This window comes from Bradyrhizobium diversitatis, assembly GCF_016031635.1.
In the GTDB taxonomy this organism is placed as follows: domain Bacteria; phylum Pseudomonadota; class Alphaproteobacteria; order Rhizobiales; family Xanthobacteraceae; genus Bradyrhizobium; species Bradyrhizobium diversitatis.
The window spans coordinates 65549-91588 of record NZ_JACEGD010000020.1 but is presented as its reverse complement, the minus strand read 5'-3'; the positions used below and the strand labels follow the sequence as shown (position 1 = coordinate 91588).

The window sequence follows — 26040 nt, the reverse complement described above, 5'->3', positions numbered from 1 at the left end:
TCGATGTATGGCCACGTCGCACATCGGAACAAACGCATATCTGATGCGCTCGCTGCGACATCGACACCACCACGATTTGCCTTGCCATCGCAGCGCGCCTTCTATAGTCTTCTATTTTAGGTTGTCGCCCTGCCAGCCCCGGGCGACGCTGAAGACCAAGATAAACGGCGGGCTTCAGGCCCGCCGTTTATTGGAGGCGAAAGCCTCCTCGAAGGGTCGCAGATCTCTGGCTCCTCCCCGCATCAGGTACCTTCATAGCCACGTCAAGCCTGCCGCATTCGGTTACGGCGGTGGCGAAGTTATTTGACTGTGGCGCGATGATCGACGACAAGCCGCCATGGCCAAGAAACCCGGAACCAATCCCAAAGGCGAATTCGCCTTCTTCAACGTCGTCTATGAAGACGACTCCCAACGCTCCAACCGCCGCGTGCCCACTGAGCTGCTCGGCGGCCTCGACGGCGACGAACCCGCCCGCGGCTTCATCATGGAGCAGGACCGCGAGATCGCCGAAAAGAGCGGCCGCCCGCCACTGGAGATCAAGCGGCTCGAAAGGGCGGGGGCGAAGAAGAAGTAGGGCACGGCTGCTCCACGTCATTGCGAGCGCAGCGAAGCAATCTAGAAATGCCTCCGCGGAAAGACTCTGGCTTGCTTCGCTACGCTCGCAATGACAGCAAAGCAAAAACGGCGGGCCAAGGCCCGCCGTTTTGCTTTGGATCGCTGCCTGCGATCAATTATCCAAGAAGCTCCGCAGCTTCCGCGACCTTGACGGATGCTTCAACTTCCGTAGCGCCTTGGCCTCGATCTGGCGGATACGCTCGCGCGTCACGCTGAACTGCTGGCCGACTTCTTCCAGCGTGTGGTCGGTGTTCATGCCGATACCGAAGCGCATGCGCAGGACGCGTTCTTCGCGCGGCGTCAGGGACGCCAGCACGCGCGTGGTGGTCTCGCGCAAATTGGACTGGATCGCGGCGTCGATGGGCAGGATCGCGTTCTTGTCCTCGATGAAATCGCCGAGATGCGAATCCTCCTCGTCACCGACGGGCGTCTCCAGCGACAGCGGCTCCTTGGCGATCTTGAGGACCTTGCGGACCTTTTCGAGCGGCATGCCGAGCTTCTCGGCGAGCTCTTCGGGCGTCGGCTCGCGCCCGATCTCGTTGAGCATCTGCCGGCTCGTGCGCACGATCTTGTTGATCGTCTCGATCATGTGCACGGGGATGCGGATGGTACGGGCCTGGTCGGCGATCGAGCGCGTGATCGCCTGCCGGATCCACCACGTCGCGTAGGTCGAGAACTTGTAGCCGCGGCGGTACTCGAACTTGTCGACCGCCTTCATCAGGCCGATGTTGCCTTCCTGGATCAGGTCGAGGAACTGCAGGCCGCGGTTGGTGTATTTCTTAGCGATCGAGATCACGAGACGGAGGTTGGCTTCCACCATCTCCTTCTTGGCCTGGCGGGCCTCGCGCTCGCCCTTCTGCACGGAGTGCACGATCTTGCGGAACTCGACGATCTCGAGGCCGGTGAGGGCGGCGAGCTGATGCACCTCGTGGCGAAGGTCCTTGATGCGGTCCTTCTCGTGATGGACGAAATTCTTCCAGCCTTTTGCGGAAAGTTTCGAGACGCGGTTGAGCCAGCGCGGATCGAGCTCCGAGCCGGTGTAGTTGCGCAAGAAGTCCTCGCGCGCGACGCCGTGGCTGTCGGCAAGGCGCATCAGGCGGCCCTCATGCGAGACGAGGCGCTTGTTGATGTCGTAGAGCTGCTCGACGAGCGAGTCGATGCGGGCCTGGTTGAGGCGCAGCGACTTCACCTCGACGACGATCTCGTCCTTGAGCTTCTTGTACTTGCGCTCCTGGTGCGGCGAGAGCGACTCGTTCTGGAGCTGGTTCTGGATGTCCTGCTCCTGAAGCTTGCGCAGCTTCTTGTAGCTGTCGGCGATCTTGTCGAAGATCTCGACCACCTTCGGCTTGAGCTCGGCCTCGATCGCGGCGAGCGACATCTGGTTCTCGAACTCGTCGTCGTCCATGTCGGCTTCGGCGGCGGCCTCGCCCGGATCCTTCTCCTCGCCGGCCTCGGCGCCAGCAGCGGCAGGCGCAGCACGGAACGGGGTCGGCGCCGGCGGCGCCGCAGGCGGCGCCACATGCGCGGGCGCAGCGGTGGAGACGGCGGCGGCCTCGCCGCCCTCGGCCGAGGCTTCACCGGCCTCGCCGCTCGGACCTGCGATCATCGCGGTGTTCATGCCGCCCTTGGCGTCCGGGCCGGCATAGGTCGCTTCGAGATCGATGATGTCGCGCAGGAAGATCTTGCCTTCGTTGAGCTCGTCGCGCCAGATGATGATGGCCTGGAAGGTCAGCGGGCTTTCGCACAGCCCTGCGATCATCGCCTCGCGGCCGGCCTCGATGCGCTTGGCGATCGCGATTTCGCCTTCGCGGGAGAGCAGCTCGACCGTGCCCATCTCGCGCAGATACATGCGCACCGGATCGTCGGTGCGCTCGCCCGGCTCGCTCTTCTTGACCTCGGTGACGGCCTTCTGGGTGACCTCGACGAGCTCGTTATCGGTCTCGTCGTCGGCCTCGTCCTTCTCCTCCTCGCCTTCGGTGTCGTCGGCTTCGGTGACGTTGATGCCCATGTCCGAGAGCATCGACATGATGTCCTCGATCTGTTCGGGCGAGGTCTGGTCGGACGGCAAGACTTCGTTGAGCTGATCGAAGGTCACGAAGCCGCGCTTCTTGGCCTGCTTGATCATCTTCTTCACGGCGGCGTCGGACAGGTCGAGCAAGGGCGAGGGCGCGTCCTGGGAGTCCTTCTCCGGCGCGTCCGCTGCCTTGTCGTCCTTTTCCTTGTCCTTCGCCTGCAGCGTCTTTGCCTTGGTGGCCATCCATTGCTCCTAAACGCGCTTCATGCGAGACGCCCGCCGCGCCTGCCTGAATTCACTTGAACCTGTTGCTCGACGCTCTCGCTTCGGCAGCTCTCGACACGGAAAGGGCGGCGCACAAACCTCTCGCCACCCCCAACTTTCTCTCGCCGGAATTGCCTAACGCTTCGTCAGCCTCTTTGTCGCGGCGGATGCAGGTGTAGTGCCAACAGCGATTGCGCGGATTCATTCCTGACGCGTCTGTTCTGCCTGCGGCCGCCTCTGGGCCAAAGTGCTACAAGACCGTTAAGCCTCGATTAACCCTGTTTCTGCCGCCAAACCTTGGATTTGGCGAGTCTTTTAGCGGTTCCGGCCCCGTCCGTCCGCATGATTCTTTCATCACACGCTCTTCTGAAGCCGGCCCGACAATTCGCCAAAACCCTCGATCAGGGCCTCGGTGCCGTCGACCTCGGCCATCCGGGCCTTGACGTCACGCAGCCACGCCAAATTGGCCTCGCTGGGGTCCTCCCCCAAGGCCAGCTCAGCGTCCTTCAGCTCCCTAAGTAGTGAATGCCATTGCCGATGCAAGACAACGAGCTGGTGCCAGGTCGCAAGAACGTCATCCCGCGCCGCGCCTTCGCGGGCACCCCACACCGCCTGGGTCGTGATGCCGTTCTCAACTCTTTGAAGAGCCTGGGAAAATCCGCCCCGATCGAGATCGCTACGCATCTTTTCGGCCAGCTCCCCGGGTTCCGGCAAATGGTGGTGGTCGTTGGCGAAGGCGGCGATGATGCCGGCCCGGAGCTTGTGGGCCTCGGGATGGGCCAGTTCCAGGGCGGCGACCTCCTCAAGGTGGTCGTGCAGCAGCCAGGGGTGGTTGATCAGGCATTGCAGGATCAGGGCTTCCCGGCGGGACATGGCGCTGCGCTGGCCCTTCATGATCGGGCTTGCCGCCAGCTGGGGGCTCGCCGCCTGGTAGGGGCCGGACGGGAGCGGGATCGGGCCGGGGGCGCCGCGGCGGCCGCCAAATCCTTGGCCGCCAAACCCCTGGCCGCCGAATCGATTCGCACTTCCCCCTGCCCGCGGCTGGAACGGCCGGCCGCCGCCGGAGCGGAAATTGCCCCGGCCGCCAAAGCCGCGCCCACCTTCGGGCGCGAAGGTGCGCTGCAGCCGCTCGACGAACTCGTCGCGATAGTAGCGCCGCACCACCTCGTCACGGATGCCGTTCGTGAGCTCCTTGATGCGCGCTTCCAGCGCGGCGCGGCGCTCGGGCGTGGCGAAATTGCCGCCTTCGAGCTCGCGCGACCAGATCATGTCGGCAAGCGGACGGGCCGCCCCGATCACCTCCTCGATCGCGCCGCGCCCGCCGGAGCGCACGAGATCGTCGGGGTCCTGCCCCTCCGGCAGCAGCGCAAAGCGCAGGCTCTTGCCGGGGCTGAGGAACGGCAGCGCGAGGTCCGCGGCACGGTAGGCCGCCTTCTGTCCGGCGCGGTCGCCGTCGAAGCAGAGGATCGGCTCGTCCGCCATCTTCCAGAGCAGCGCGAGCTGGCTTTCGGTCAGCGCGGTGCCGAGCGGCGCCACCGCACCCGCAAAGCCCGCGGTGACCATGGCGATGACGTCGACATAGCCTTCGACCACGATCAGAGCGCTGCCGTCATGCGTGGCTTTGCGCGCGGTCTGGTGGTTGTAGAGATTGTCGCCCTTGTGGAAGAGCGGCGTCTCCGGCGAGTTCAGGTATTTTGCCGGAACGTCCTTCTCCAGCGCGCGTCCGCCGAAGGCGATGACGCGGCCGCGCAGATCCGTGATCGGAAACATCACGCGATCGCGGAAGCGGTCGTACGGCACGGGGATGTCGTCACCGCCGATCAACAGGCCGGTCTCGACCATGTCGTCGACGGAGACGCCGAGCTTGCCGAGATGCTCCTTCAGCGCGAAGCGGTCGGGCGGGGCATAGCCGAGGCGGAACTGCAATTGCGTCGCCGGCGAGATGGCGCGGTCGGCAAGGTAGCCGCGCGCCTTGGCGCCGAGCCGCGAGGCCAGCGTCTCCGCGAAAAACTTCGCCGCGAGGTCCATGACGTCATGCAGCGACTTGCGCCGCTGCTCGTGCCGCGCCGCATCAGGAGTCACCGCCGGCAGCGGCAGGCCCGCCATGTTGGCGAGCCGCTCGACGGCCTCGGCGAACGGCAGCCCGTCGGTCTCCATCACGAAGGTGATGATGTCGCCGTGCTTGCCCGAGGAGAAGTCGTGGTAAAAACCCTTCTGGTCGTTGACGTAGAAGGACGGCGTCTTCTCCTGCTGGAACGGCGACAGCCCCTTCCACTCCCGCCCCGCCTTCTTCAGCTTGACGCGCTTTCCCACGACTTCGGAGACCGAAAGCCGGGCACGAAGCTCGTCGAGGAACTGGGGCGTGAAGCGCATGGGCTGTGTCTAGCGCGAAACCGGGTGAGTCGGGCGAAAGATCAGGGATATAGGTGCGGGCTGGCCAGAAGTCAGGTTTGTCGGGCTTATACGCGCTGTTCACAGCCTGCTTTCCTTCCGGTCATTCCGGGACGCCCGCAGGGCGAACCCGGAATCTCGAGATTCCGGGTTCGATGCTACGCATCGCCCCGGAATGACTGGAAAAGCTTGAATCCGCCCCGGTTCCACGCTTCCATAGCCTCATGTTCAGGACGTTTCGAGGCGGCCACAGCGGGGGCTGGCGCATCACCTCGATTTCGCCAGTGACGGGCGAGCCCCTGCCCTTCGTGCCGGCGCTGTCGGTCACCGACAGCGAGGCCATCTCGTTGCCGCTGGTGCCTTCGCGCAATGCCTGGCGGCTGGTCGGCGTCGCGAGCAGCCTGCGCTACACCGAGCGGTCCGAGAAGCAGCAGCTCGTCGCCGTGCAGGCCGGCCTCGGCCGCATCGAGGCGACCAGCGCGGCGCTGATTCCGATCCGCAAGTCGCAGGCCTGGTGGGAGCTGACGCAGGAAGAGCGCCGCAGGATCTTCGAGGACAAGTCGCACCACATTGCCAGCAGCCTGCGCTTCCTGCCTGCGATTGCGCGACAGCTCTATCACTGCCGCGACCTCGGCGGGCCTTTCGACTTTCTCACCTGGTTCGAATTCGCTCCCGCGGACGCCGAACTGTTCGAGGAGCTGGTGGCAATGCTCAGGCAGACCGAGGAATGGGCCTATGTCGAGCGCGAGGTCGACGTGCGCATGGTGAAGGAAGTGCTGTCGGCCTAACGCTCGAGGAAGCGGCCCGACTCGATGCGCGGCAGACCGGTGACGGGCCAGTTGTAGACGTAGGTCCAGGCCTTCTCGGGGGCGCCGTCGGCGCGCGCCACATCGACCAACTGGCGCAGATATTCGGTCGGCTCCGGAAACCCCTCGCCGCAGGCCTCGTACATGTCGAGCTCGCGCAGGAGCTCGCCCGCCACGCGCAGGCGGAAGAGCTCGCCATGGACGATGTCCGTCGGCGCGTCGGAGAGCAGCAATCCCGGATAGTGCTTCACCAGAACGAGCCGGCCGCGGCAGGTCGCTTCACACAGGAATTCCGCGTGGCCCGCGAGCAGCCGCGCCATCGGATGGTCGAAGCCGCGCATCAGGGTGCCGTAGACGAAGAGGCGATCGGAGCTCATGGTGTTCCAACGTTGCGACGACGGCGCGATACCGTTAATCCGTTTACACACGTTGTTCTTCCATAGGCAAATCAGGATGGCTTTCGACACGGCCGAGGCGACCGACCAGCTGCTCGGCGAGGGCGACATTCCGCCCGTGCATGAGGTGAATGCGGCAGGCGCATCGCCTTTCCTGCTCACCGCGGATCATTACGGACGGGAGCTGCCGCGCGCGCTCGGCGATCTCGGCCTCGCGGAAAGCGAGCTTGTCAGGCACATCGCCTGGGACGTCGGCATCGCCGGTGTCGCCGAGCGGCTCGCGCGCATGCTTGATGCGCATCTGATCGCGCAGCGCTATTCCCGCCTCGTGATCGACTGCAATCGCCCGCCGGGCGGCGCGAGCTCGATCCCCGTGATCTCCGAGGCGACCGTGATCCCCGGCAATGAAAATCTATCGGCCGCGGCCAAGGAGATGCGCCGGCGCGAGATCTTTGATCCCTACCACGGCCGGATCGGCGCGGCGATCGATGCGCGCGGGCGGGCGGGCAAGCCGACGGTGCTGGTGGCGTTGCACAGCTTCACGCCCGTCTATCACGGCGATCCGCGACCCTGGCACATCGGCACGCTCTATCACCGCGACACCGTGCTGCCGCGGCTGATGCTGCAGCACCTGCGGGGCGAGAGCGGCCTCGTCGTCGGCGACAACCAGCCTTATGCGGTGAGCGACGTCACCGACTACACCATCCCGGTCCACGGCGAGACGCGCGGGCTGATCAACACCGGCCTCGAAATCCGCCAGGACCTGATCTCCGACGAGACCGGCCAGCAGCAATGGGCCGAGCGGCTGGCGCGGATCCTGCGCGAGATCGCAGCAACGCTGCGCAGGGACGGAATGGCGTGATGCTCACTTCGCCCGTGTCAGCGCCAGCCAGATGCCGCCGCCGATCATGAAGCCGCCGGAGATGCGCGACATCATCCGCGTGCGGCGTGCCGAGAAGAATTTTCGGGCGCGGCCGGCGGCGATGGCGTAGAGCGCATCTGTCATGACCGCCGTCACCATGAAGGTGGCGCCCAAGAGCGCGACTTGCGGAAAGTGCGGCTGGTTCATGTCCATGAACTGCGGAATGAAGGCGCCGAAGAACACCAGCACCTTGGGGTTCGACAGCAGCACCAGGAATCCTTGCAGGAAGAAGCCGCCGCGCGGCGGCGGTGGCGGCGCGTCGATGTCGACGCCTTCGACCGGCGCCCAGATCAGCTTGATGCCGAGCCAGACGAGATAAGCGGCGCCGGCAAAGCGCACCCAGTCGAACCAATAGCCCATGGTTGCCATCAGCGAGGTCAGGCCGACCGCAACGATGCCGATCACGATGGCAAGGCCCGCTTGCGCGCCGACCACGTTGATGAGCGCCGCACGCGTGCCATGGCGCAAGCCATTGGCGATGACGAGGGTGACGATCGGCCCCGGCAGCAGCGCCAGCGCAATGCAGGCGGCGACGAAGGCGAGGTAGGCTTGCATGGACATCATGGAAGGGACTCGCTGAAGGCGGTTTTGCCGCATTAATGCATGGCGAGCGCTGGAACGGAAGACGTTCCCTCCCTCCTCGCTTTCACGGCTTGACATGCAACCATTTGGTTGCCTATGGTTGCGACCATGGATGAAGTCTTCAAAGCGCTCGCCGATGCGTCACGACGGTCGCTGCTCGACAGGCTTCACGCCAGGAACGGCCAGACATTGAACGAGCTCTGCGAGGGCCTCGCCATGACGCGGCAGGCCGTCACGAAACACCTTGTCATTCTCGAAGAGGCCAACCTGGTGACCACCATCAGGCAAGGCCGCGAGAAGCTGCATTATCTCAACCCGGTGCCGATCCATCAGATCGGCGAACGCTGGATCAAGAAGTTCGAGCGCGGCAAGTTAGCTGCGCTCAGCGAATTGAAACGTCAGTTGGAGAAACGCGATGAGTAAGCCGGAGTTCGTCTACGTGACCTACATCGAGACCACGCCCGAGAGGCTGTGGCAGGCGCTGACGTCAAGCGAGTTCACCAGGCAATATTGGTTCGGCGCCGAGGTCAGGTCCGACTGGAAGGTCGGCTCTCCCTTCGCGCTCACGCTCGACGGCGAGGTCACAGATTCCGGCGAGATCCTTGAATCCGATCCGCCGCGGCGCCTGTCCTACAGCTTCAAGCACCAAAAATTCGAAGAGCTGAGCGGCGAGCCGATCTCGCGCGTCGTCTTCACGCTCGAACCGTTCGGCTCGCTCGTGCGTTTGACCGTGCTGCACGATGGCTTCGTTGAAGGCGGCAAATATCTCGGCGCCATCTCCAACGGCTGGCCAGCGATCCTGTCCGGACTGAAGAGCCTGCTCGAGAGAGGCCAGATCCTTTCCATCCCGCGCACGGCACTCAACAAAGGATTCGACGCAAAATGAACCTCGATCAATTCAAGCCGCTGACCATCTACACCATCTACATCGCCTCGACGCCGGAGAAGGTGTGGGAGGCGCTCACGTCCGCCGAGTTCAGCCGGAAATATTTCTCCGGCTTTGCGGTGGAGATGGAGCCGAAGCTCGGCGGCAGTTTCATCGTGCACGCGCCCGACGGCTCCGAGCACATCCGCGGCGAAGTGTTCGAATACGATCCGCCGAGGAGGCTCACGGTGAGCTGGAACGTCAATTGGCCCGACCTCGTCGAAAAGCTCGGCACCACCATTGTCACCTACGAGATCGAGCAGGCCGGCGAAGCCGTCCGCCTCACCTTGAGCCAACGCCACGACCGCGAGCTCAGCGACGACATCCTTTCCGGCGGCCGCACCGGCTGGCCCGCGATCCTCTCCGGATTGAAGAGCCTGCTGGAGACCGGCAAGGCGCCGCAGATCGAGATGTCCCCGCCGGTGCGGTTGCTGGAGGCGCTGAAGGCGATGGGGATCAAGACGCCGTAGGCGCGGCAATCTCCGCTGTCGTCCCGGACAAACGCGCCTCAAGCGCGTGCCGATCCGGGACTCATAGCCACAGAACGAAGTTTGGCGACGGCTCGTGGTTACGACTTCGCGCCAACAACTTCGCTCGGGATTATGGGTCCCGGACCAGCGCTCCGCTTCGCTCGCTTGTCCGGGACAACACCTAAACAACCGGCGCCACCAGCCGCCGATACAAATGCCAGGTCGCATGCCCCAGCACCGGCAGCGTGACCACCAGCCCGAGAAAGTAGGGCAGCGCCGAGACGATCAGCAGCATCACGATCAGCGCGGCCCACGAGATCATCGGCAGCGGGCTCACGACGACGGCACGTACGCTCGTCACCATGGCCGTGACGAAATCGACGTCGCGATCGAGCAGCAGCGGAAACGACACCACGGTCAGCGAGAACAGGATCAGCGACAGCACGGCACCGACCGCGTTGCCGATGGCCAGGAACAGCAGGCCCTCGTTGGTCGTCAGCACCACCGTCATGAACTCCTGCAAGCTCGAGAACGAGGCATTGAGGCCGAGCAGCAGCGCGATCAGGAGCCGCACCTGGTACATCCAGACCACGAACACGAACAGCGTCACGAAGGCCATCCAGCCGATCTCGCTGCGCGAGCGTATCGCGGACCAGATCGCACCGAACGAGACCGGCTCGCCGCGCTCGCGGCGCCGGCTGACTTCGTAGAGGCCGATCGCCACGAACGGCCCGATCAGCGCAAAACCGGCGGCAAGGGGATAGACCAGATAGACCATGCCGAAGGCGGTGAGGCAGAGCATGATGGCGATGCCGCCGGCGGCGTAGAGCGCGCCGAAGCAGACGCCGTAAAGAGGCAGCGCCTGGAAGTCGCGCAGGCCTTCGACCAGCGCCTCGGCGATGTCGGTCACCGCCACGGGACGCACCACCGGATCGACCTTGCCCGAGATGGACATCAGCTTCCTCCGCAAACCGGCGCGTTTTGTTGTTGCGCGCTTGCCGCGATATTAGCGCCGCCACGCGGAGGCGCAACTTGATGCCGGCCGGTGCGAAGAGAACGGCGACGAGACGATAGTCCCAATGCGAAATCTTGGCCTTTGGTGCGATATTCGCGCCTACCACTATGGACGGGGCAGCTGATCGTGCCTCAAATTGTACCTCCGAGCACCCTCGCCTGAGAGCCGATCGCCCACCGATGAGCCTGCGTACCCGGTTACTGATCCTCGTCATCGCGGCCATGCTCGTGCCGGCGATCCTGGTCGGGCTCCGTTTCGTGCAGAACCGGGCCAGTGAGATCGACGCGGCGCTGGCCAATCTGGTCGCATCCGCCGACGACATCGCGGGAGATCTGGACGAGAAGATCAAGGGCACCGCCCAGCTTCATTATGGGCTCGCCCGTGCCCGCGATCTTGACACGCGCGACAAGGCGGCGTGCTCGGCATTTCTGTCCGACGTCCGCGAAGAATATCCGCAGTTCACGGGCATCCTGACCATCGATCCCGACGGAAGTCTGTTTTGCGACTCACTGCGGACCAACCGCTCGCTCGACCTGAATGACCGCGGCTATTTCAAGCAGGTGAAAGGTCTTCATGGCGTCGTCGCAGTGGAGCCGGTGTTCGGCCGGCTCACCGGGCTATCGGTGCTGCAGATCGCCTATCCCGTGCGATCGGAGGCGGGTGCGCTGAAATTCGTGCTGCTCGCCTCATTCAACCTCAACAAGTTCGCAGAATTTCACGACAAGCGGCTGCTCGCCGAGAAGGACGTCCTGCTGATCGACGCCAAGGGTACGGTGCTGGTCGCCCCCAAGGGTGGCGGCTGGAGTGTGCCCGTCGGCGGATCCATTGCAGGTTCCGACCTGTTCCGCTTTGCGGCAGTGCCCGATCGCGAGCCGTTTCGCGAGGTGAGCGACCGCGTGGGCCATACACAGATCTGGGCCGTTGCCCGCTCACCTTCGATCCGCAAGGCCGGCCTCACCATCCTGGTCGGACGACCCAAGGACGGACTGCTGGCGGCGGCCAATCGCCGGCTGCTGGAGGACACGGCAATCCTTGCGGTGGCTTCGCTTCTGTTGCTCGCCGGTGTCTGGATCCTTGCGACCGTGAGCGTCGGGCGCCAAGTCGGACGGCTCGCCGCCATGGCCAAGAGTCTCGGGCGCGGCGATCTCAGCGCGCGCATTCCGGAGCCCCACCCGGGCGGCGAACTCGGCGGATTGATGACCCTGCTCAACAGCACGGCCGAATCGCTCGAGCAGCAGCGCGCCGCCATCGCGGATCTCAGCCACAAGCTCAGCCAGTCCCAGAAGATGGAAGCCATGGGCCAGCTCACCGGCGGCGTGGCGCACGATTTCAACAATCTTCTGACCGTCATTCTCGGCAACGCGGAGCACCTCGCCGATAGGCTTGCGGGCAACAAGGAATTGCAGCGGATCGCTGACGACATTGCGACCGCCTCCGAGCGCGGTTCCGACCTGACGCGGAGCCTGCTCGCCTTCGCGCGCAAGCAGCCGCTGCAACCGCGAGAGATCGACATCGCCGAGCAGGTGACCGGCATGAAGCAGCTTCTGCGGCGGACCTTGGGCGAACACATCGACTGCAGCTTCACGCTCGCGCCGGATCTATGGCTCGCCAGCGTCGATCCCAGCCAATTGGCGACGGCCGTGCTCAACCTCGTGCTCAACGCGCGCGATGCGATGCCCGACGGCGGCAAGCTGATGGTCGAGGTACGAAACATCTCGCTCAGCGAATCCGACCTCGACGTCAACGGCGAGCCGCGGCCGGGCGACTACGTGATGCTGGCCGTGAAGGATACGGGGACCGGCATGAGCCGCGAGGTGTTGGGGCGCGCGTTCGAGCCGTTCTTCACCACCAAGGAGGTCGGCAAGGGCACCGGGCTCGGCCTCAGCATGGTCTACGGGTTTGCGCGACAATCCGGCGGACTGGTGCAAATGCAATCCGAACCGGGTCAAGGCAGCGTCGTCAGGCTGTTCTTTCCCCGCCTCGCGACGCCGCCGAATGAGGAACCGCTGCCGGCAGAGCAGGTTGCCGCACCCGATGGACACGAGACGATCCTCGTCGTTGAAGACGACGACATGGTGCGCGCCTACGTCGAGAGCGAGCTGAAGGCGCTCGGCTACCGCATCATCGCGACATCGAACGGGCCGGCGGCGCTGGATGTGCTGCGCCGGCCCGGAGACATCCAGTTGCTGTTCACTGATGTCGTGATGCCCGGCGGCATGTTCGGGCCGGAGCTGGCGAGGCAGGCAACCGGCCTGCGGCCTGGTCTCAAGGTTCTCTTCACCTCCGGCTACAGCCAGAGCCCCGTCAGGACGCCCGACCAGATCGGCGACGCCCGCATTCTGACCAAGCCGTTCCGGCGCAAGGATCTTGCTGCGATGCTGCGGGCCGCCCTCTCGGAGCCGTCGCGGTAGATCAGGAGCCGATCGCGAGCTGGAGCGCCACGCCGAGATTGGCCGCGAACAGGACCGCGTCGATGACGAAGATCCGGAGCATCGGGCCCTTCAACACGGGCCAGTAGGCCACCCCGACGCGGCCGCCGCGCATCAGCACCGGAACGTTATAGGCAAACTGGCTGAAATGGCAGGCGGCGAAGAACAGGAACAGAGCGAGCTGCGCCTCGCTCGGCTGGAAGAACGATGGACGGGCGGCCAGAAGATAGAGCGACAGGAGCCCGATCGGCAGATTCATCCCGCCCAGGAACGCCACGCTGGCCGCCAGGGTCGGCGCGATCGGATTGCTGCGCTCTTCCCGCGGCAGCAGGATCTTCAACGTGTTGGCTTGCGCGATGCTGAACTGGATGAAGGCGCCGACGAACCAGAGCGTGTTGAGAAGCAGGACGAAATCAGAAACGTGCATCGTCATTTTCCATAGAAGGCTTCGCTGCGCACGACGCGCCCCATTTCGTCGAAATCCATGAATTCGCTGGCGCGCGTGTCGCCCAGCTGCCACCACACCGTCAGGCGCGCGATCGCCTCGTCCCAGCTCCAGCTCAGGATCTTCAGGTCGGCGCCTTCGACGTGGCCATAGGCCTTCCGCCAGTAGGCGCGGATGTTCTCGGCGCCGGTGACGACAGGAGAACCCGTCAGTGTGAGAGCGAGAGGGCTGCGCATCCGCGCATCGTCGGCGAAATGCGCGACGACCGCGTCGATGTCGACCCTGCACCAATTCGCGCACCATGCCGCGACAAAGCCTTCGGCAGTCGCGCGGCTCATTGCCTGTCCGCTCATGACACGGATCCTCCCTGGCCGGGAAGGTGGCAAAGCCCGCGGCTCATGTCAACCATGTTGACTTGAGGATTCCGTCAGTTGTTGTCGGCGATCGCCTCCATCACGCCGATCCAGCCGGCCGCACCCGACGCCCCGACGCGATCGAACGCCTCGCGCAGCACCTTGCGCTCGTGGTCGGAGGCCCGCTGCTCGATGCGCCGCCCCGCTTCCGTCAGGCGCAGCAATTTCGAGCGGTGCTGCTCGGGCGAACGCTTCGACGTCACGAGCTTGCGCTCCACCAGCAGATTGAGCGGCCGGTTGAGGGCTTGCTTGGAAATACCGAGAATCTCGATCAGCGCGCCGATCGCGATGTCGGGCCGGCGCGCCACCACGTAGAGGATACGATGGTGCGGACGCGACAGGCCCTGCTTCGCAAGATATGCGTCGGCCTCCAGCGTCATCCCGCGCCAGCCGTAATACATGAGCTCGAGCGCCGCATCCAGATCGTGCAGCTTCGTCAGTGAGGCGCGGTGGAGTCCCGCGGCTTGAGGCGCCTTTGCCATTGCAGGACGCTAGCCTCTCGCCCGCAGCTCGCGCCGCAGCACCTTGCCCGTCGCCGTCATCGGCAGCGTCTCGGCAAACTCGACGAAGCGCGGATATTCGTGGGCTGCGAGCTGCACCTTGACGAACTCCTGGATCTCGCGCGCGAGCGCATCGCTGCCGGCAAAGCCGGGCCGCAGCACGATCCAGGCCTTGATCGATTCGGTGCGGATCGGATCGGGGATGCCGACGACGGCGGCCATCGCCACCGACGGATGCTTCATCAGCGTGTGCTCGATCTCGGACGGCCCGACGCGATAGCCGGCGGTGGTGATGACGTCGTCCTCACGGCTGACGTACCAGAAATAGCCGTCCTCGTCCTGCACGCCGAGATCGCCGGTCAGCAGGAACTCGCCGGCATATTTCTTCGCCGTCGCCTCCGGATTGCGCCAATATTCGAGCATGGTGACGGGGCATGGCTGGCGCACGCCGATGATGCCGCGCTGCCCGCGCAGCAATTCCTCGCCCCTGTCGTCGACGACGCGGACATCGAAGCCCGGCGTCGCCTTGCCCATCGAACCGGGGCGGATCGGAAACAGGTTCGAGTTGCTGCCGATCACGAGATTGCACTCGGTCTGGCCGAACACTTCATGCGCGTCGATGCCGAACGTCTCGCGCACCCAGCCGAGCAATTCGCCGCCCAGCGACTCGCCGCCCGTAAAGATGCTGCGCAGCTTGACGCCGGAGTGCTTCACGCCGGCTTGCCGCATCAGCTTCAGCGCGGTCGGCGGCAGGAAGACGTTGCGGACACCGAGCTCGGCCATCATCTGCATCGCCGCCTGCGGCTCGAATTTGCGTGCGCGGTGACCGACGAGGGGAATGCCGTGATACCAGAACGCGAACAGGCCATTGATGAGCCCGCCGATCCAGGCCCAGTCCGCCGGCGTCCACATGAGATCGCCGGGGCGCGGCAGGAAGTTGTGACACATCTCGACATTCGGCAGATGACCGAGCACGACGCGGTGCGCATGCAGCGCTCCCTTCGGATTGCCCGTCGTGCCCGAGGTGTAGATGATCAGCGCGGGATCATCGCACGAGGTGTCGATCCGCGCGAAGTCGGCCGATGCCGCCTTGACCGCATCCCAGAACGACGTCGTTCCCGCCGGCGCGCGCTCGCCGACCACATAGATCGTCTTCAGGTCGGGCAGACGATCGCGAATTTTTGCGAGCTTCTCCCAGCCACCCTCGTCGGTGACGATGGCCTTCGCCTCCGAATTCGACAGGCGGAATTCCAACGCGTCCTCGCCGAACAGCGCGAACAGCGGGATCGAGATCATGCCGGAGCGGAACGCCGCCATATGCGCGATCGGCAATTCTCGGGACTGCGACAGGAACACCGCGACGCGGTCGCCACGGGAAAGCCCGTCTGCCTTCAGCACATTGGCGAAGCGGCGCGACATCTCGGCGATCTCGTCGAAGGAGGTGCGGCTGGTAGCGCCGTTCTCGTCGACATAGATCAGCGCAAGTCGCCCCGTGCCGTCGGCATGGCGATCGCAGCACGCTTCCGCAATGTTGAAGCGCGCGGGGATGTCCCAGCGAAAATTGCGGTAGAGCTCGTCGTAGGTTGCGGCTTCGGTGAGCATGGGCCTGGTCGTTTCCACCGTCTCGGCGTCATAGCCGGACTTGTTCCGGCCATCCACGCTCTTCTTGGCAATCAGTTTAAGGCCGTGGATGCCCGGGACAAGCCCGGGCATGACGATTGGGGACGCAGCTCACCGCACCGTCGCGAAGAACTTCCTGACATCGCGCACGAACAGCTCCGGCTGCTCGAAGGCGGCGAAATGACCGCCCTTCTCCATCTCGCTCCAGTGGGTGATGTCCGGGAAGTTCGGCTCCATCCAGCGCCGCACCGGCGTGACGATCTCCTTGGGAAACACCGCGACGCCCGTCGGCACCTTCACCACGGGCGTGGTGCGGCGCTTGCCAAAGCTCTCCCAGTAGAGCCGCGCCGAGGAGGTCGCCGTCTGCGTCGCCCAATACAGCATGACGTTGTCGAGCAGTTCGTCCTTGCTGAAGATGTTCTCAGGGTGCCCGTTGCAGTCGGTCCAGGCCCAGAACTTTTCCAGGGTCCAGGCCGCCTGCCCGCTCGGTGAATCCGTGAGGCCATAGCCGAGCGTCTGCGGGCGCGTGGACTGCTGCTTGGAGTAGCCGGAGTCGAGATCGACATAGTGCTTGAGGCCGGCGAGAGCGCGCTTCTCCTCAGCCGTCGGCTCGCCCTCGACTTTGGGCGCCGCATTGAAGGCGAGCGTGATGTGGATGCCGGCGCAATGCGTGGGGTCCTGCGCGCCGAGCGAGGTCGTCACCGCCGAACCCCAATCGCCGCCTTGCGCGCCGTAGCGCGCATAGCCGAGCCGGTCCATCAGCTTCGCCCAGGCCGCGGCGATGCGGTCGACGCCCCAGCCGGTGGTCTTCGGCTTGGCGGAGAAGCCGAAGCCCGGCAGCGACGGACAGATCACGTGGAAGGCATCGGCAGGATTGCCGCCATGCGCGGCGGGATCGGTGAGCGGCGCGATCACCTTCTGGAACTCGACGATGGAGCCGGGCCAGCCGTGGGTGATGATCAACGGAAGCGCCGAAGGCTCCTTCGAGCGCGCGTGAATGAAATGGATGTCGAGCCCGTCAATCTCGGCGGTGAACTGCGCGAAGCGATTGAGTTTTGCCTCGCGCGAGCGCCAGTCATAACTGTCGGCCCAATAGGTGCAGATCTCCCGGATCCATCGCAACGGCGCGCCCTGGCTCCAGTCGTCGACCAGCTCGGCATCCGGCCAGCGCGTGCGAGCGAGGCGTGACCTGAGATCGGAGAGGATATCGTCGCTGATGTCGATGCGAAACGGTTTGATGGCGGTCATCGGTTGCCTCCCTTGTTCTTCTTGTCATTCCGGGGCGCGCGTAGCGCGAGCCCGGAATCCATTGATCAACAGAGTTGGCGGCCCGATGGATTCCGGGCTCGTGCTTCGCACGCCCCGGAATGACGGCTAGCCCGACAGCGCCGCCTTCACCAAACCGCTGGCCTTGCCGAAGTCCATCTGTCCCGCGTATTTCGCGCGCAGCACGGCGATCACCTTGCCCATGTCTTTCATGCCGCTAGCGCCGGTCTCTGCGATCGCATCCGCGATCGCCTTCTTCACGTCATCCTCCGACATCTGCTTCGGCAGGTAGGCCGAGATCACCGCGATCTCCTCGCGCTCCTGCGCGGCAAGCTCGGCGCGGCCACCCTTGTCGTAGAGCTCGACCGCCTCCTGACGCTGCTTGATCATCTTCTGAAGCACGGCGAGGATGTCGGCATCCGACAGCGGCGGCTTGCCGTTGCCGCGGGCATCGATGTCGGCATTCTTGATGGTCGAGTTGACCATGCGCAGCGTGGACAGCTTGCGCTCGTCCTTGGCCTTCATGGCCTCCTTGACCGCATTGTTGATGTCGTCGCGCAGCATGATCGTGATCCCTTCGAATATCCGACGCCTGATCTAGGCCGTTCGTGGCCTTCAGACAACCTCGGTTCCGAGCCATTCGGTGAGCGCCCGCACTGTCGCTTCCGGCTGTTCGGCTTGCGGCAGGTGCCCGCAACGATCCAGGATCACGAGCCTGGCGCCGGCGATGCCTTCGGCCATCTCCTTGGAGAGTGCGTTCGGGATGGTGTTGTCGGTATCGCCCGTCAGCACCAGCGTCGGGCACCTGATGGCTGAAAGCGTCGGGCGCGAATCCACCCGTGCGATGATCGCGGTCTGCTGCCGCAGATAGCCTTCGACGCCGACGTCCTCGTCCTGCGCATGCACGAGCGCGAGAATATCGGCATCATCGCGCCGCGACGGATGCACGAGCTCCGGAAAACTCTCCTGGCGGACGGCGCGAAGCTCGCCGCGCCTGGCGCGCTCCATCTGGGCATATCGGCGCGCGGTCGCCTCCGGCGTGTCGGGCCGCGCCTGCGTGTTGATCAGCGCAAGCCTGGTCACGCGCTCACCCGCCTGGCGCATGATCTCGAAGGCGATGTAGCCGCCCATGGAATGGCCGGCGAGGGCGAAGCGCGGCGGCGCCTCGGCGAGGATGCGGCGGGCGATCGCCGCGATGCTGTCGTCGCGGATGTGGTTGGCGATCGTCACGGGGCCAAACTGCCATAGCGGCGGGATCACCGGGGCGTAGATCCGGGCCGAGGAGGCCAGCCCCGGAACCAGCAGAATCGGGGTGGTCTGGTCCATTATTGCCTCGCAAGCCCAGGAAATTGCCGGAAATTGTGCGGCCGAGCTTAAGTGCCCGAGACGAGCTGTCAAATATGCAAAAACGCATGTGAATCGGCGCTTCTCCGCTTTGACGGCGGCGCCTGCGGGGACTATGAAGCGGGCTCATGACACAACATGACAACGATACCGCTTGGCCGGACCACAAACCGACCGCGCTCCTCGTGCTTGCCGACGGTACGGTGCTCGAGGGCTTCGGTCTCGGCGCCGAAGGCCACGCCGTCGGTGAAGTCTGCTTCAACACCGCGATGACCGGCTATGAAGAGATCCTCACCGATCCTTCCTATGCCGGACAGCTCATCACCTTCACCTTCCCGCATATCGGCAATGTCGGCATCAACGAGGACGACATCGAGACGGTGAACATGGCGGCGACGCCGGGCGCGCGCGGCGTGATCCTGCGCACCGCGATCACCGATCCCTCGAACTACCGCGCCACCAAGCATCTCGACGGCTGGCTGAAGGCGCGCGGCATCATCGGTCTCTCCGGCATCGACACCCGCGCGCTGACCGCGCTGATCCGCTCCAAGGGCATGCCCAACGCCGTGATCGCGCATTCCAGGACCGGCGAGTTCGATCTGCATGGCCTGAAGGAAGAAGCGCGCGAATGGCCGGGCCTCGAGGGCATGGATCTCGTGCCGCTGGTCACCTCCGGCCAGCGCTTCAGCTGGGACGAGACGCCCTGGCTGTGGGACAAAGGCTTCGGCCGGCAGGAGAATCCGGAATTCAACGTCGTCGCGATCGACTACGGCATCAAGCGCAACATCCTGCGCCTGCTCGCCGGGGTCGGCTGCAAGGTGACGGTGGTGCCGGCGACGACCTCAGCCGAGGACATTCTGGCGATGAAGCCGGACGGCGTGTTCCTGTCCAACGGCCCGGGCGATCCGGCTGCGACCGGCAAATATGCCGTGCCTGTGATCCGGGACGTGATCAAGTCGGGCACGCCGACCTTCGGGATCTGCCTTGGCCACCAGATGCTGGGCCTTGCCGTCGGCGCCAAGACGAAGAAGATGCACCAGGGCCATCACGGCGCCAATCATCCCGTCAAGGACGAGACCACCGGCAAGGTCGAGATCACCTCGATGAACCACGGTTTTGCCGTCGACGAGACGACGCTGCCGAAGGGCGCGACGCAGACCCACATCTCGCTGTTCGACGGCTCAAATTGCGGCATCCAGCTCGACGGCAAACCGGTGTTCTCGGTGCAGTACCACCCGGAGGCCTCACCGGGCCCGCGCGACTCGCACTATCTCTTCAAGCGCTTCGCCGACCTGATGCGGCAGAGAAAAAGCGCGTAAGGCGACAAGATCGCCCGGCGGACGAGTCCGCCGGGGTGGGGCTCTGTCACGGACGCATGAACATGAAATCCGTGTCGGGATCGCAGTTCTCGGCGATGAAGCGCAGCTCTGCCTGGATGTCGGCGACCGACCTCGTCTCCAGATATTTCGAAATCACCAAACCGAGCAACGCCCGGCAGACGGCTTCGTGCCCGAGGCCGGCCGTCTCCGCCTCGTCGACGGCCGCCGAAAAATGACGCTGCGCAACGTCGGATGCGTACATGGCGTTCCCCCTCCTTCGCTTCGATCTGCGTGCCCGCCATTGGCCGCCAGCGCCTTGATCTCGGTCAAGCCGGCATATGGAGTGTCGTGAGGAACAAGAGGGCCTGCGCTCTCTTGATTCCGGTCCGTTGCCAGTTAGGGGCCCCCATGTCCGTCGTCCGCGACAATGCCGAGCCGCTCGCCATCGTGTTCGAAGACGATGGCCTCGTGCCGAACAACATCCTTCCGTTCCTGGTCTACCAGGGCGCGGTGAAGCTCGATCCGAAGCATCCGGAAGAGACCAACGAAGACCTGTTCGAACGCAATGGCTGGGGCGGGACGTGGCGCAACGGCGTCTACGGCTATCTGCATTATCACGCGACGGTGCACGAAGTGCTCGGCGTCGCGCGCGGCAGTGCAAGCGTCCGTTTCGGCGGCGATCATGGCCAGGAGCTTCAGATCAAGGCCGGCGACGTCGCGATCCTGCCGGCCGGCACCGGGCATCAGCGCATCCAGGCGAGCGATGATTTCTGCGTGATCGGCGCCTATCCGCCGGGAAGCCGGATGGAGATCACGAGGGCGACGCCGGACAACCACGCCAAGGCGCTGAAGACGATTCCGCAAGTCGCGCTGCCGCCGGCCGATCCGGTGACGGGCAAGGATGGCGCGCTGATGCGGCTGTGGCGGTAGCCGCAAAAGCGGTGCCGCAAGTGGATTAGCAAAGCGCAATCCACCTCTTCCGTTCCGCCGAGACAGACGTGGTGGGCTATGCCTTTGGCTAACCCACCCAAGGATCCCTGCTACGCCTCGTTCGCACCTTCCTGCCGCGTCGCCTCGAACAGGAACCAGGTGCGGCGCTCGGTCTCGTCGATGAAGTTTTCGAGGATGCTGGCGCTGGCAACGTCACCGGCCTCGTCGCAGACCTCGTGCGCCTTGCGCATCGCGGCGGCGACGTGCTTGTTGTCCTGCATCAGCTCGCGCAGCATCTCGCGCGGCGGGACGTAGTCCTCGTTGTTGTCCTTGATGGTCTGGAGCTTTGCGACCTGGCCGATCGACTTCAGCGTGGCGCCGCCGATCTTGCGGACGCGCTCGGCGAGCTGGTCAGTGGTGGCGAAGATCTGGTCGGACTGCTCGTCGAGCAGCAGATGATAATCCCGGAAGTGGCGCCCGCTGATGTGCCAGTGGAAATTCTTGGTTTTGAGGTAAAGCGCGAACGCGTCGGCCAGAAGCACGTTGAGCGCCTCCGAGACCTTCTTGACCCCATCGGACGACAGGTCAGTGGGGGTATCGAGATCGGGCGAGACCTTGCTGGTTTTGCTCACGGGAGACCTTCCTGTTAGGACGCGGACATTGACGGCACGCCGTCGCACCCCTAACGCAAGGCGGGCAGCGCCGGTTCCTCCATCGGAACCGTTTGGCCGGGACCTTTGAATAGCATGGACGATTGGATCGATTATTACGACTCGACGCATACGATCTATGTCAGCAAGCTGCATCGCGACCTGCACTTCCAGATCATTGCGCGGGACATCATCGGCTACATCCCCTCGCCCGATGCGACGGTGCTGGACTATGCCTGTGGGGAAGCGCTGTCGGCGAGCGAGGTGGCGGCCGCCTGCGGCAAGCTGATTCTGGCCGAGCCTGCGCCGGGCGTGCGTGGGCGGCTGATCGCGCGGTTTGCCCCGAACACCAAGATCCGCGTCCGCTCGCTCGACGACATCCGCAAGATGCAGGACCAGTCGATCGACCTCGTGGTGATGAACTCGGTCGCGCAATACATGACGCCGGAGGAGCTCGACGCCGCCCTCCTCAACATCCGCCGTATCCTGAAGCCTTCCGGCAAGCTGGTGCTCGGCGACATTCTCCAGCCCAATGTCGGCATGGGCAGGGACGTGATGGCGCTGCTCGGCTTCGGCCTGCGCCATGGCTTCCTGAAGGACGCGCTGATCGGGCTGATCAGCACCGCGCTGTCGGATTACCGGCAGTTGCGTTCGAAAATCGGGCTGCAGCGCTACAGCGAGGACGAGATCACCGCCAAGCTGAAGGCGGCCGGATTCGCGGTCCAGCGCGCCCAAGGCAATATCGGCCACAATCGCTGGCGCATGACCTTCATCGCCCGGCCACCTCTGGTTCGTTAAGCATAACAATTAGCCGTTGTAGCTTGTCGCACTGCAATCGGACATAATCGCCGCGGCCCGGTGGCGGAAGTGTCTACGCGGGGGCGGTGCATCGCTCTTCATCCTGGTTCAAATCCAGGCCGGGTCTCCAGCCTTCGCTGGCTCCGCCAGCTTCGGCTCGGCAAGCCCTATCGTGGCGAAGGCTGCCGCGGCGAAGCCCGAAGGGCGAAGCTGGGCGCGCTCGGCGGACTGCCCCCCAAACCCCTGAAAATTGCCGGTTGATGGGCATTTTTCGGGGTTTCGCCGCCCCTAAAACTGGTCTAAGACCCACCCGCGCGCGAGGGAGACCCCGCGCTCTCGCCAAATGGGGACGCGCGGCAAGCGCGCCCTTTTTTTGTGCCCAGATTCCAGCCCGTGAGCGGTGATGCCCAAACGAACCGACATCTCGACCATCCTGATCATCGGCGCCGGTCCCATCGTGATCGGCCAGGCCTGCGAGTTCGACTATTCGGGCACGCAGGCGGTGAAGACGCTGAAGGAAGAGGGCTATCGCATCGTCCTCGTCAATTCCAACCCGGCCACCATCATGACCGACCCGGAATTGGCCGATGCGACCTATATCGAGCCGATCACGCCCGAGATCGTCGCCAAGATCATCGAGAAGGAACGTCACGTCATTCCCGGCGGCTTCGCGCTGCTGCCGACCATGGGCGGACAGACCGCGCTGAACTGCGCGCTGTCGCTGCGCCGTCAGGGCACTCTGGAGAAGTTCGACGTCGAGATGATCGGCGCCACCGCCGACGCGATCGACAAGGCCGAAGACCGCCAGCTGTTCCGCAATGCCATGGAGAAGATCGGGCTGCAGACGCCGAAGTCGCGGCTCGCCAACGCGTCCGAGCTGAAGAAGTCGTTCCGCGACAAACACCAAGCCGAACGCGAGAAGCTGTCGGGCGCGGCGCTCGAAGAGCACGACCGGCAATGGACACTCGGCGAAGGCGACCGGCGCAAGCGCTATCAGGAATATGCGCTCGGACAGGCGATGATGGCACTGTCCGAGATCGGCCTGCCCGCGATCATCCGCCCCTCCTTCACCATGGGCGGCACCGGCGGCGGCATCGCCTACAACAAGGAAGAGTTCCTCGACATCATCGAACGCGGCCTCGATGCGTCTCCCACCAACGAAGTGCTGATCGAAGAATCCGTGCTCGGCTGGAAAGAGTACGAGATGGAGGTCGTGCGCGACAAGAACGACAATTGCATCATCGTCTGCTCGATCGAGAACCTCGATCCGATGGGCGTGCACACCGGCGATTCCATCACGGTGGCGCCGGCGTTGACTCTGACCGACAAGGAATACCAGATCATGCGCGACGCCTCGCTGGCGGTGCTGCGCGAGATCGGCGTCGAGACCGGCGGCTCCAACGTGCAGTTCGGCGTCAATCCCGAAGACGGCCGCATGGTCGTCATCGAGATGAATCCGCGCGTGTCGCGCTCCTCCGCGCTGGCCTCTAAGGCCACCGGTTTTCCGATCGCCAAGGTCGCCGCCAAGCTCGCCGTCGGCTACACCCTGGACGAGATCGCCAACGACATCACCGGCGGCGCCACGCCCGCCTCGTTCGAGCCGACCATCGACTACGTCGTCACCAAGGTGCCGCGCTTCGCCTTCGAGAAATTCCCGGGCGCCTCGACCACGCTGACCACGTCGATGAAGTCGGTCGGCGAAGTCATGGCGATCGGGCGCACCTTCCAGGAAAGCCTGCAAAAGGCGCTGCGCGGGCTCGAGACCGGGTTGACCGGCCTCGACGAGATCGAGATCGAGGGCCTCGGCCGCGACGACGACAAGAACGCCATCCGCGCCGCGCTCGGCACGCCGACGCCGAACCGTCTGCTCCAGGTCGCCCAGGCCATGCGGCTCGGCTGGTCGAACGAGGACATCTTCAAGTCCTGCAAGATCGATCCCTGGTTCCTCGGCGAGATGCGCGGCATCGTCGACATGGAGGAGAAGGTCAGGAAGAACGGCCTGCCGGGCAACGCCTTCGGCATGCGCACGCTCAAGGCCATGGGCTTCTCCGATGCACGCCTCGCCGTGCTCGCCGAGACGACGGAAGCGGAGGTGACGGCGAAGCGCCACGCGCTCGGCGTTCGCCCCGTCTACAAGCGCATCGACACCTGCGCGGCCGAGTTCGCCTCCCCCACCGCCTACATGTATTCGACCTATGAGGCGCCGTTTGCGGGCGCCCCTGCCGACGAGAGCACGCCGTCCGACAAGAAGAAGGTCATCATTCTCGGCGGCGGTCCAAACCGCATCGGCCAGGGCATCGAGTTCGACTATTGCTGCTGTCACGCCTGCTTCGCGCTGCATGACGCCGGCTACGAATCCATCATGGTCAACTGCAATCCGGAGACGGTGTCGACCGACTACGACACCGCCGACCGGCTCTATTTCGAGCCGCTCACCGCCGAGGACGTGCTGGAGATCATCGCGAAGGAGCGCAGCAAGGGCACGCTGCACGGCGTGATCGTGCAGTTCGGCGGCCAGACGCCGCTGAAGCTGGCGCGCGCGCTGGAGGCCGCCGAAGTGCCGATCCTCGGCACCTCCCCGGACGCCATCGACCTCGCGGAGGACCGCGACCGCTTCAAGCGCGTGCTCGACAAGCTTCGTCTCAAGCAGCCGAAGAACGGCATCGCCTATTCGGTCGAACAGGCGCGGCTCGTCTCCGCCGACCTCGGCCTGCCGCTGGTGGTCCGCCCGTCCTACGTGCTCGGCGGCCGCGCCATGCAGATCATCCGCGAGGAGAACCAGCTCAACGACTATCTGCTCGGCACGCTGCCGGAGCTGGTGCCGGCCGACGTCAAGGCGCGCTATCCGAACGACAAGACCGGGCAGATCAACACGGTGCTCGGCAAGAACCCGCTGCTGTTCGACCGCTATCTGTCGGACGCGACCGAGATCGACGTCGACTGCCTCTCCGACGGCAAGGACACGTTCATCGTCGGTATCATGGAGCACATCGAGGAAGCCGGCATCCATTCCGGCGACAGCGCCTGCTCGCTGCCGCCGCACTCGCTCGAGCCTGAGATGATCGAGGAGCTGGAGCGCCAGACCCGCGAGCTCGCGCTCGGCCTCGACGTCGTCGGCCTGATGAACGTGCAATATGCCATCAAGGACGGCGAGATCTACGTGCTCGAGGTCAATCCGCGCGCTTCGCGCACGGTGCCGTTCGTCGCCAAGGTGGTCGGCACGCCGGTCGCCAAGATCGCCGCGCGCATCATGGCGGGCGAGAAGCTCGCCGATTTCAAGCTGAAGAAGGCCAGGCTCAAGCACGTCGGCGTCAAGGAATCGGTCTTCCCGTTCGCGCGCTTCCCCGGCGTCGACACCGTGCTCGGCCCCGAGATGCGCTCGACCGGCGAGGTCATGGGCATCGACCGTTCGTTTGCGGTGGCCTTCGCCAAGAGCCAGCTCGGCGGCGGCACGCGGGTGCCGCGCAAGGGCACGGTGTTCGTGTCGGTGCGCGAAAGCGACAAGACGCGCATCGCCGAGGCCGTTCGCGAATTGCACTCGCTCGGCTTCAAGGTGCTGGCGACCTCGGGCACCCAGCGCTTCCTGACCGACCAGGGCATCCCGACCGAAAAGGTGAACAAGGTGCTGGAGGGGCGGCCGCACATCGTCGATGCCATCACCAACGGGGACGTCCAGCTCGTCTTCAACACCACCGAAGGCCCGCAGGCGCTGGCCGACAGCCGTTCGCTGCGGCGCGCGGCCCTCTTGCATAAAGTGCCGTATTACACCACTCTTTCCGGGGCCGTGGCGGCCGCGCAGGGCATCCGCGCCTATTTGGGCGGGGACCTTGAGGTTCGTACCCTGCAGAGCTACTTTTCGGAAACCTGATCGCTAGCTCCGGCGAAGCCGCTGCTAAGTGATTGGCGATGAAGCCACAATGGCCGGAG

General features: G+C 64.7%; 25 protein-coding genes. 11 read left to right on the top strand and 14 right to left on the bottom strand.

What is annotated here, in order from left to right; genetic code table 11:
- Nucleotides 1-337: 337 nt before the first annotated feature.
- Nucleotides 338-574 (top strand): hypothetical protein, encoded by a 237-nt coding sequence (locus H1B27_RS22655; protein WP_197967582.1) that lies wholly within the window; start codon nucleotides 338-340, stop codon nucleotides 572-574.
- Nucleotides 575-727: 153 nt separating this feature from the next.
- Here H1B27_RS22655 and rpoD read toward each other — a convergent pair whose 3' ends face one another.
- A complete protein-coding gene (gene rpoD, locus H1B27_RS22650) occupies nucleotides 728-2872 on the bottom strand; it encodes an RNA polymerase sigma factor RpoD (RefSeq protein WP_197967581.1) in 2145 nt (714 codons plus the stop codon).
- A gap of 375 nt (nucleotides 2873-3247) precedes the next feature.
- Nucleotides 3248-5266 carry a DNA primase gene (gene dnaG / locus H1B27_RS22645; protein ID WP_197967580.1) on the bottom strand — a complete coding sequence of 673 codons (2019 nt, stop codon included), beginning with the start codon at nucleotides 5264-5266 and terminating at the stop codon, nucleotides 3248-3250.
- Between the two features lie 242 nt (nucleotides 5267-5508).
- On the opposite strand from dnaG, the gene H1B27_RS22640 reads away from it, so the two are divergent.
- On the top strand, nucleotides 5509-6072 hold the full coding sequence (locus tag H1B27_RS22640) for a chlorite dismutase family protein (RefSeq protein ID WP_197967579.1): 564 nt from the start codon (nucleotides 5509-5511) through the stop codon (nucleotides 6070-6072).
- Here H1B27_RS22640 and H1B27_RS22635 read toward each other — a convergent pair.
- The gene (locus H1B27_RS22635) at nucleotides 6069-6467 is read right to left on the bottom strand and encodes a gamma-glutamylcyclotransferase family protein (RefSeq protein ID WP_197967578.1); all 399 of its coding nucleotides are present in this window, start codon (nucleotides 6465-6467) and stop codon (nucleotides 6069-6071) included. The two genes, H1B27_RS22640 and H1B27_RS22635, sit on opposite strands and share 4 nt — an antisense overlap.
- Before the next feature lie 76 nt (nucleotides 6468-6543).
- Here H1B27_RS22635 and H1B27_RS22630 point away from each other — a divergent pair, with 76 nt between their 5' ends.
- On the top strand, nucleotides 6544-7347 hold the full coding sequence (locus H1B27_RS22630) for an N-formylglutamate amidohydrolase (protein WP_061880445.1): 804 nt from the start codon (nucleotides 6544-6546) through the stop codon (nucleotides 7345-7347).
- 3 nt (nucleotides 7348-7350) lie between these two features.
- On the opposite strand, the gene H1B27_RS22625 is transcribed toward H1B27_RS22630, so the two are convergent.
- Nucleotides 7351-7971: a LysE family translocator gene (locus H1B27_RS22625; protein WP_082822079.1), complete on the bottom strand. Its 621-nt coding sequence runs from the start codon at nucleotides 7969-7971 to the stop codon at nucleotides 7351-7353.
- 126 nt (nucleotides 7972-8097) lie between these two features.
- Between H1B27_RS22625 and H1B27_RS22620 the strand changes: the two genes are divergently transcribed.
- Genes H1B27_RS22620 through H1B27_RS22610 form a run of 3 tightly spaced genes read left to right on the top strand, consistent with a single transcriptional unit; the run spans nucleotide 8098 to nucleotide 9384 of the window.
- Nucleotides 8098-8412, top strand: coding sequence for an ArsR/SmtB family transcription factor (locus tag H1B27_RS22620; RefSeq protein ID WP_061880471.1), 315 nt, complete (start codon nucleotides 8098-8100; stop codon nucleotides 8410-8412).
- Nucleotides 8405-8875, top strand: coding sequence for an SRPBCC family protein (locus tag H1B27_RS22615; RefSeq protein WP_197967577.1), 471 nt, complete (start codon nucleotides 8405-8407; stop codon nucleotides 8873-8875). Before H1B27_RS22620 ends, H1B27_RS22615 begins: the two co-directional genes overlap by 8 nt.
- A complete protein-coding gene (locus H1B27_RS22610; RefSeq protein WP_197967576.1) occupies nucleotides 8872-9384 on the top strand; it encodes an SRPBCC family protein in 513 nt (170 codons plus the stop codon). The genes H1B27_RS22615 and H1B27_RS22610 overlap by 4 nt, the downstream gene beginning before the upstream one ends.
- Before the next feature lie 181 nt (nucleotides 9385-9565).
- Here the strand turns inward: H1B27_RS22610 and H1B27_RS22605 are convergent, their stop codons facing one another.
- Nucleotides 9566-10339: a DUF2189 domain-containing protein gene (locus tag H1B27_RS22605; protein WP_197967575.1), complete on the bottom strand. Its 774-nt coding sequence runs from the start codon at nucleotides 10337-10339 to the stop codon at nucleotides 9566-9568.
- 239 nt (nucleotides 10340-10578) lie between these two features.
- Here H1B27_RS22605 and H1B27_RS22600 point away from each other — a divergent pair, with 239 nt between their 5' ends.
- Entirely contained in the window at nucleotides 10579-12810 is a 2232-nt protein-coding gene (locus H1B27_RS22600) for an ATP-binding protein (protein WP_197967574.1), read from the top strand.
- A gap of 1 nt (nucleotide 12811) precedes the next feature.
- Here the strand turns inward: H1B27_RS22600 and H1B27_RS22595 are convergent, their stop codons facing one another.
- The 7 genes from H1B27_RS22595 to H1B27_RS22565 form a co-directional block, all read right to left on the bottom strand.
- Nucleotides 12812-13255 (bottom strand): hypothetical protein, encoded by a 444-nt coding sequence (locus H1B27_RS22595; protein ID WP_028178727.1) that lies wholly within the window; start codon nucleotides 13253-13255, stop codon nucleotides 12812-12814.
- Between the two features lie 2 nt (nucleotides 13256-13257).
- On the bottom strand, nucleotides 13258-13626 hold the full coding sequence (locus H1B27_RS22590) for a nuclear transport factor 2 family protein (protein ID WP_197967573.1): 369 nt from the start codon (nucleotides 13624-13626) through the stop codon (nucleotides 13258-13260).
- A 74-nt stretch (nucleotides 13627-13700) separates the two neighbouring features.
- Nucleotides 13701-14168, bottom strand: a complete 468-nt coding sequence (locus H1B27_RS22585; protein WP_197967572.1) for a MarR family winged helix-turn-helix transcriptional regulator — start codon at nucleotides 14166-14168, stop codon at nucleotides 13701-13703.
- Nucleotides 14169-14177: 9 nt separating this feature from the next.
- Entirely contained in the window at nucleotides 14178-15788 is a 1611-nt protein-coding gene (locus H1B27_RS22580; RefSeq protein WP_197967607.1) for an acyl-CoA synthetase, read from the bottom strand.
- Nucleotides 15789-15917: 129 nt separating this feature from the next.
- Nucleotides 15918-17054, bottom strand: a complete 1137-nt coding sequence (locus H1B27_RS22575; protein WP_197967571.1) for an epoxide hydrolase family protein — start codon at nucleotides 17052-17054, stop codon at nucleotides 15918-15920.
- Nucleotides 17055-17180: 126 nt separating this feature from the next.
- Nucleotides 17181-17636, bottom strand: coding sequence for a GatB/YqeY domain-containing protein (locus H1B27_RS22570; RefSeq protein ID WP_131869263.1), 456 nt, complete (start codon nucleotides 17634-17636; stop codon nucleotides 17181-17183).
- A gap of 51 nt (nucleotides 17637-17687) precedes the next feature.
- Nucleotides 17688-18398 carry an alpha/beta fold hydrolase gene (locus H1B27_RS22565; protein WP_197967570.1) on the bottom strand — a complete coding sequence of 237 codons (711 nt, stop codon included), beginning with the start codon at nucleotides 18396-18398 and terminating at the stop codon, nucleotides 17688-17690.
- A gap of 146 nt (nucleotides 18399-18544) precedes the next feature.
- On the opposite strand from H1B27_RS22565, the gene carA reads away from it, so the two are divergent.
- A complete protein-coding gene (gene carA, locus H1B27_RS22560; protein WP_197967569.1) occupies nucleotides 18545-19735 on the top strand; it encodes a glutamine-hydrolyzing carbamoyl-phosphate synthase small subunit in 1191 nt (396 codons plus the stop codon).
- Nucleotides 19736-19781: 46 nt separating this feature from the next.
- On the opposite strand, the gene H1B27_RS22555 is transcribed toward carA, so the two are convergent.
- Entirely contained in the window at nucleotides 19782-19997 is a 216-nt protein-coding gene (locus tag H1B27_RS22555; protein WP_061880434.1) for a hypothetical protein, read from the bottom strand.
- 146 nt (nucleotides 19998-20143) lie between these two features.
- Here H1B27_RS22555 and H1B27_RS22550 point away from each other — a divergent pair, with 146 nt between their 5' ends.
- Nucleotides 20144-20665 (top strand): hypothetical protein, encoded by a 522-nt coding sequence (locus H1B27_RS22550; RefSeq protein WP_197967568.1) that lies wholly within the window; start codon nucleotides 20144-20146, stop codon nucleotides 20663-20665.
- 110 nt (nucleotides 20666-20775) lie between these two features.
- On the opposite strand, the gene H1B27_RS22545 is transcribed toward H1B27_RS22550, so the two are convergent.
- Nucleotides 20776-21297 carry a Dps family protein gene (locus H1B27_RS22545; protein ID WP_197967567.1) on the bottom strand — a complete coding sequence of 174 codons (522 nt, stop codon included), beginning with the start codon at nucleotides 21295-21297 and terminating at the stop codon, nucleotides 20776-20778.
- Between the two features lie 114 nt (nucleotides 21298-21411).
- Between H1B27_RS22545 and H1B27_RS22540 the strand changes: the two genes are divergently transcribed.
- Nucleotides 21412-22113: a class I SAM-dependent methyltransferase gene (locus H1B27_RS22540; RefSeq protein WP_061880432.1), complete on the top strand. Its 702-nt coding sequence runs from the start codon at nucleotides 21412-21414 to the stop codon at nucleotides 22111-22113.
- A 403-nt stretch (nucleotides 22114-22516) separates the two neighbouring features.
- A complete protein-coding gene (gene carB, locus H1B27_RS22535) occupies nucleotides 22517-25981 on the top strand; it encodes a carbamoyl-phosphate synthase large subunit (protein WP_061880431.1) in 3465 nt (1154 codons plus the stop codon).
- Nucleotides 25982-26040: the final 59 nt, after the last annotated feature.

Excerpts from the sequence above, each read along its gene's own strand:
- H1B27_RS22655 (WP_197967582.1), top strand. The coding sequence starts at position 338 with ATGGCCAAGAAACCCGGAACCAATCCCAAAGGCGAATTCGCCTTCTTC.
- rpoD (WP_197967581.1), bottom strand. The coding sequence starts at position 2,872 with ATGGCCACCAAGGCAAAGACGCTGCAGGCGAAGGACAAGGAAAAGGAC.
- dnaG (WP_197967580.1), bottom strand. The coding sequence starts at position 5,266 with ATGCGCTTCACGCCCCAGTTCCTCGACGAGCTTCGTGCCCGGCTTTCG.
- H1B27_RS22640 (WP_197967579.1), top strand. The coding sequence starts at position 5,509 with ATGTTCAGGACGTTTCGAGGCGGCCACAGCGGGGGCTGGCGCATCACC.
- H1B27_RS22635 (WP_197967578.1), bottom strand. The coding sequence starts at position 6,467 with ATGAGCTCCGATCGCCTCTTCGTCTACGGCACCCTGATGCGCGGCTTC.
- H1B27_RS22630 (WP_061880445.1), top strand. The coding sequence starts at position 6,544 with ATGGCTTTCGACACGGCCGAGGCGACCGACCAGCTGCTCGGCGAGGGC.
- H1B27_RS22625 (WP_082822079.1), bottom strand. The coding sequence starts at position 7,971 with ATGATGTCCATGCAAGCCTACCTCGCCTTCGTCGCCGCCTGCATTGCG.
- H1B27_RS22620 (WP_061880471.1), top strand. The coding sequence starts at position 8,098 with ATGGATGAAGTCTTCAAAGCGCTCGCCGATGCGTCACGACGGTCGCTG.
- H1B27_RS22615 (WP_197967577.1), top strand. The coding sequence starts at position 8,405 with ATGAGTAAGCCGGAGTTCGTCTACGTGACCTACATCGAGACCACGCCC.
- H1B27_RS22610 (WP_197967576.1), top strand. The coding sequence starts at position 8,872 with ATGAACCTCGATCAATTCAAGCCGCTGACCATCTACACCATCTACATC.
- H1B27_RS22605 (WP_197967575.1), bottom strand. The coding sequence starts at position 10,339 with ATGTCCATCTCGGGCAAGGTCGATCCGGTGGTGCGTCCCGTGGCGGTG.
- H1B27_RS22600 (WP_197967574.1), top strand. The coding sequence starts at position 10,579 with ATGAGCCTGCGTACCCGGTTACTGATCCTCGTCATCGCGGCCATGCTC.
- H1B27_RS22595 (WP_028178727.1), bottom strand. The coding sequence starts at position 13,255 with ATGCACGTTTCTGATTTCGTCCTGCTTCTCAACACGCTCTGGTTCGTC.
- H1B27_RS22590 (WP_197967573.1), bottom strand. The coding sequence starts at position 13,626 with ATGAGCGGACAGGCAATGAGCCGCGCGACTGCCGAAGGCTTTGTCGCG.
- H1B27_RS22585 (WP_197967572.1), bottom strand. The coding sequence starts at position 14,168 with ATGGCAAAGGCGCCTCAAGCCGCGGGACTCCACCGCGCCTCACTGACG.
- H1B27_RS22580 (WP_197967607.1), bottom strand. The coding sequence starts at position 15,788 with ATGCTCACCGAAGCCGCAACCTACGACGAGCTCTACCGCAATTTTCGC.
- H1B27_RS22575 (WP_197967571.1), bottom strand. The coding sequence starts at position 17,054 with ATGACCGCCATCAAACCGTTTCGCATCGACATCAGCGACGATATCCTC.
- H1B27_RS22570 (WP_131869263.1), bottom strand. The coding sequence starts at position 17,636 with ATGCTGCGCGACGACATCAACAATGCGGTCAAGGAGGCCATGAAGGCC.
- H1B27_RS22565 (WP_197967570.1), bottom strand. The coding sequence starts at position 18,398 with ATGGACCAGACCACCCCGATTCTGCTGGTTCCGGGGCTGGCCTCCTCG.
- carA (WP_197967569.1), top strand. The coding sequence starts at position 18,545 with ATGACACAACATGACAACGATACCGCTTGGCCGGACCACAAACCGACC.
- H1B27_RS22555 (WP_061880434.1), bottom strand. The coding sequence starts at position 19,997 with ATGTACGCATCCGACGTTGCGCAGCGTCATTTTTCGGCGGCCGTCGAC.
- H1B27_RS22550 (WP_197967568.1), top strand. The coding sequence starts at position 20,144 with ATGTCCGTCGTCCGCGACAATGCCGAGCCGCTCGCCATCGTGTTCGAA.
- H1B27_RS22540 (WP_061880432.1), top strand. The coding sequence starts at position 21,412 with ATGGACGATTGGATCGATTATTACGACTCGACGCATACGATCTATGTC.
- carB (WP_061880431.1), top strand. The coding sequence starts at position 22,517 with ATGCCCAAACGAACCGACATCTCGACCATCCTGATCATCGGCGCCGGT.